Raw genomic sequence first — 4,491 nt, forward strand, 5'->3', positions numbered from 1 at the left:
TACGCGCTCGGCAGGGCCGTCGTCGGGCTGCTGGAGTCCCTCATGACCGCCAAGCTCGTGGACGACATCACGGACACCCGCTCCTCCAAGGTCCGCGAGTCCTGGGGGCAGGGCGTGGCGAACATCGTGTCCGGTCTCTTCGGCGGCATAGGCGGCTGCGCCATGATCGGCCAGACCATGATCAACGTGAAGGCCTCTGCCGCACGCACCCGCATCTCGACCCTCCTGGCTGGCGTGTTCACGCTGATCCTGTCCGTCAGCCTCGGCGACGTGGTGGCGCTGGTGCCCATGGCCGCCCTGGTGGCCGTGATGATCTTCGTGTCCCTGGCGACCTTCGACTGGCACTCGATCCGCCCGTCCACCCTCGCCTTCATGCCGAAGTCCGAGACCCTCGTGATGCTCGTGACCGTGGTGGCGACCGTGGCCACCCACAACCTGGCCGTGGGCGTGGGCCTGGGCGTGCTCACCGCCATGGTGATGTTCGCCCGCCGGGTGGCCCACCTGGCCACCGTCTCACGCACGGTGGACGGTGAGGGCGAGGACGCGGTGGCCCGGTACCGGGTGCGCGGCGAGCTGTTCTTCGCCTCCTCCAACGACCTCTACACGCAGTTCGACTACGCCGAGGACCCGGGGCGCGTGGAGATCGACTTCCGCGAGGCCCACCTGTGGGACGCCTCCACGATCGCGTCGCTGGACGCCATCGAGGAGAAGTACCGCCGCAACGGCACCACGGTGGAGATCACCGGGCTGAACGTGGCCAGCCGGGCCATGCGCGCCCGAATGGCCGGCCGCCTCGGCGGCGGCCACTGACGCGGCCCGGGGACGACGACGGCCACTGACGCGGCCCGGGGACGACGACGGCCACTGACGCGGCCCGGGGACGACGGCGGCCGCGAGCCGACGCCGGCCCACGGAGCGTTGTCGTTCGGGAAACCGTCGGGTCCGGCGTGGTGTGCCACCCGTTCCACTCCACGTTTTCGCTGACGAAACGGGGCGACGGCATGCGGTGCCAGCCTGAGACGGGAGGAACTCCTCCAGGGGGGCCTCCCGTTTCGCCAGCGAAAAAACGCTGAGGGCGTGGGGCGGCAGGGTGCGGCGCGGCGCCCGGCTGAGGGGGCGGGGCTGTTCCGACAGGTCCTCCCGTTTCGTGAGCGAAAACGGTCAGAGAGAGGTGGGTGCCGTCGTCGGGACGTCGAAGCGGCGGGTCCGCGGCCCGTGCGGGTTGCCGTCCGCGCGGACGAGGACCACGTCCCGCTCCACGCCGCCGCAGGCAGGGATCACCGCGGCCGAGCCGGTGTTCTTCACCCCGCAGGTCACCAGCGCCGAGGCCACCCCGCGCTCACCGAGCAGGCGGAGCGCCCCGCGGAGCATCCGGGAGGCGTGGCCACGGCGGCGGGAGCCGGGGGGCGCGCGGGGAGGTCATGGGACGAGCCCAGTGACGGTGCGCTGGGGAACTCCCAGGCCCGGCCCCGTGACACCGGTCACAGTGCTCACTACGATGGGTGGACGGTCCGCGGCGTCCCCGACTGCGCGCCGCGGGTGACCGTCCGGAACGACAGTCCGGCAAGGAGGTTGCCCCATGGAACCCGACGTTCTCCCGAACGACAGCGCCGCCGAACGCGACGGTTTCCCGAACGAAAACGCATCCGCGCCCACATCCGCCGCCGCGCTCGACGCCCGCCCCGAGATCTCCGGCGAGACCGACTCCCGCGTCGCCATGACGCCGGCCGCACTCACCCTGCTGCGCCGCCTCATCCCGATCCACGGCCCGCTGATGTTCCACCAGTCCGGCGGCTGCTGCGACGGCTCCTCGCCCATGTGCTACCCCGCCGGGGACTTCAAGACCGGCGGCTCGGACGTCCTGCTGGGCACCTTCGACCTCTCCGCCGCCGCGGACGCCGACGCCCCGGCCGACGGCACCGACCCCGTCGCCGCCGACGCCGCCGAGATCGCGTTCTGGATGTCCGCCGCCCAGTTCGAGTACTGGAAGCACACCCACCTCACCCTGGACGCCGTGGCCGGCCGCGGCTCCGGCTTCTCGGTCGAGGCCCCGGAGGGCAAGCGGTTCCTCATCCGCTCCCGCCTGCTCGCACAGGACGCGGCCTGATGGCTCCGACCCTCGCTGTGGGCGCCTACCGGCGCGTCGTGCAGAGGGCCCACGAGTCGCTCTCCACCGCTGCGCTGCCGCTGGTCCCGCCCGCGGGCGGCTCCCCGGCCACCGGCTCGAGAACCCGCCCCCGCAGCCCCCTCACCACGTCCGCCGGCACCGCTGACAACGAGGGCCTGCGCGCCGCCCTGCAGGGCCTGCGCCGCGAGGTCCGCGAGTCCTGGCTCCGCTCGCTCAGCGGCTTCACGGCCCCGCGCCTGCTCGGCGAGACCGACCCCGCCACCCTCAGCGACGCCGACCTCACCGAGGCCCGCCGCGAGCAGCGCATCGCCGCGGCCCTGCCGATCGTCCGCCGCATGCTCGTGGAGCCCGCTGCGGAGGCCGGCCTGGTCGTCGCGATCGGCAACGAGCACGGCCACCTCCTCTGGGTCGAGGGCGACCGCACCGCACTGAACCGCGCCGAGGCCATGGGCTTCGTCCCCGGCGCCGACTGGTCCGAGTCGTCCATGGGCACCTCCGCCCCGGGCGTCGTCCTCGCCACCGGCTCCGCCATGCAGGTCAGCGGCGCCGAGCACCTCAGCCACCGCGTCCACCCGTGGAACTGCTCGGCGGTCCCGCTGACGGACCCGGTCACCGGCCGGCTCGTGGGCGTCATCGACCTCACCGGCGGCGACGACGCCGTCAGCCCGCTCGCCCTGCCCCTGCTCCAGTCCACCGCCGACGCCGTGCACGTCGCCTGGCGTGAGCTGCCCGCCCCCGCGCACGCCACCACCGGCACCTCCTTCCCGACGACGGCCCCCTCACCTCCGCCTGCCGCCTCGCCGGCACCCGACGGCCCGGCGGCGCCTGCGGCGACCGCGCCCCACCGCCACGCCGCCGCCGGCCTGCTGCGCGTCACCGGCCACCTGCCGCCGATGCTCGACGGCGTCGAGCTGACCGGCCGCCACGCCGAGATCCTCACGCTGCTGGCCTGGCACGGCACGGGCCTGACCGGCGCCGAGCTCGAGGCGGAGCTGTATCCGGAGGAGGGGTCCGTCGTCGGGAAGCGGCGGGCCGTGGCGGAGGGCCGCCCCGCGACGGCCGACGGCGCCGCCCGGGCGATCTCCCTGCGCGCCGAGGTGCACCGGCTGCGCCGGACCCTGCAGAGCGCCGATGCCCCGGTGGAGCTGCTGTCCCGCCCCTATCGGCTCGCCGGCGACGTGCACGTGGACGCGCTGTGCGCCCGCGACGCCCTGCGCGACGGGGACCTGGACCGCGCCCTGCATGCCGCCGCGGGGCCGGTGCTGCCGCGGTCAGAGTCGCCGGGCATCGAGGCGATCCGCGCCGAGCTGGGGGAGGGGCTGCGGGAGGCCGTCGCCCAGGACGCGGACGCCGAGCAGCTCTGGGCCTACCTGGCCCGGCCCGAGGCCCGCGACGACGTCGAGCTGTGGAGTGCGGCGCTGAAGCTGCTGCCGGCCGACTCGCCCCGGCGTGCGCTGGCCGTGTCCACACTCGAGAGGCTCGAGCGCGAGATCGGCTGAGCGGCCTGCGTCCGGCGGGCCTGCGGGCGTGTCCGCTCCTGACGGGCCTGCGTCCGGCGGACCTGAACCCGTTGCAACCTTCGTGCAACGTCTGAGTGACTAGCGTCACAGTCATGGACGACGGCGCCCCCGGCGTCACCACCTCAGACGAAGGAGTCAGCACCATGACCGTCTACGCGTTCCCCGGAACCGACGGAGCCGAGGTCGAGTTCAAGCCCCGCTATGAGCACTACATCGGCGGCGAGTGGGTCGCCCCGAAGAAGGGCCAGTACTTCGAGAACATCACCCCCGTGACCGGCAAGGTGTTCACCGAGGTCGCTCGCGGCACCGCCGAGGACATCGACACGGCGATCGACGCCGGCTGGGCCGCCTTCGAGGCCTGGGGCAAGACCTCCGCCACCGAGCGCTCCACCATCCTGCTGAAGATCGCGGACCGGATGGAGGAGAACCTCGAGATGCTCGCGGTCGCCGAGACGTGGGACAACGGCAAGGCCATCCGTGAGACCCTCAACGCGGACGTGCCGCTGGCGATCGACCACTTCCGCTACTTCGCCGGCGCCATCCGCGCCCAGGAGGGCGGCCTGTCCCAGCTCGACGACGACACCACCGCCTACCACTTCCACGAGCCGCTCGGCGTGGTCGGCCAGATCATCCCCTGGAACTTCCCGCTGCTGATGGGCGTCTGGAAGCTCGCCCCGGCCCTGGCCGCCGGCAACTGCGTGGTCCTCAAGCCCGCCGAGCAGACCCCGGCCTCGATCATGGTGCTCATGGAGCTGATCGGAGACCTGCTCCCGGCCGGTGTGGTGAACGTGGTCAACGGCTTCGGCCTCGAGGCCGGCAAGCCGCTCGCCCAGAACCCGCGGA

General features: G+C 73.3%; 5 protein-coding genes. 4 read left to right on the top strand and 1 reads right to left on the bottom strand.

Features of this window, described 5'->3' with window-relative positions; genetic code table 11:
* Positions 1 to 810 (top strand): SulP family inorganic anion transporter (locus MLY01S_RS11605; RefSeq protein WP_157531303.1); only part of this gene is annotated, 810 nt, incomplete at its 5' end.
* 351 nt (positions 811 to 1,161) lie between these two features.
* Here the strand turns inward: MLY01S_RS11605 and MLY01S_RS11610 are convergent.
* The gene (locus tag MLY01S_RS11610; protein WP_067192327.1) at positions 1,162 to 1,371 is read right to left on the bottom strand and encodes a hypothetical protein; all 210 of its coding nucleotides are present in this window, start codon (positions 1,369 to 1,371) and stop codon (positions 1,162 to 1,164) included.
* A gap of 208 nt (positions 1,372 to 1,579) precedes the next feature.
* Between MLY01S_RS11610 and MLY01S_RS11615 the strand changes: the two genes are divergently transcribed.
* From MLY01S_RS11615 to MLY01S_RS11625, 3 genes are all read left to right on the top strand, one after another.
* Complete coding sequence (locus MLY01S_RS11615; protein WP_082740154.1) at positions 1,580 to 2,107, top strand: DUF779 domain-containing protein; 528 nt, start codon at positions 1,580 to 1,582, stop codon at positions 2,105 to 2,107.
* Entirely contained in the window at positions 2,107 to 3,627 is a 1,521-nt protein-coding gene (locus MLY01S_RS11620; protein WP_067192330.1) for a GAF domain-containing protein, read from the top strand. Before MLY01S_RS11615 ends, MLY01S_RS11620 begins: the two co-directional genes overlap by 1 nt.
* 164 nt (positions 3,628 to 3,791) lie before the next feature.
* Positions 3,792 to 4,491, top strand: a 700-nt coding sequence (locus MLY01S_RS11625; RefSeq protein WP_157531304.1) for an aldehyde dehydrogenase family protein, incomplete at its 3' end; no start/stop codon positions are given.

The sequence above is a fragment of the Micrococcus lylae NBRC 15355 genome (assembly GCF_001570885.1).
Lineage (GTDB): Bacteria > Actinomycetota > Actinomycetes > Actinomycetales > Micrococcaceae > Micrococcus > Micrococcus lylae.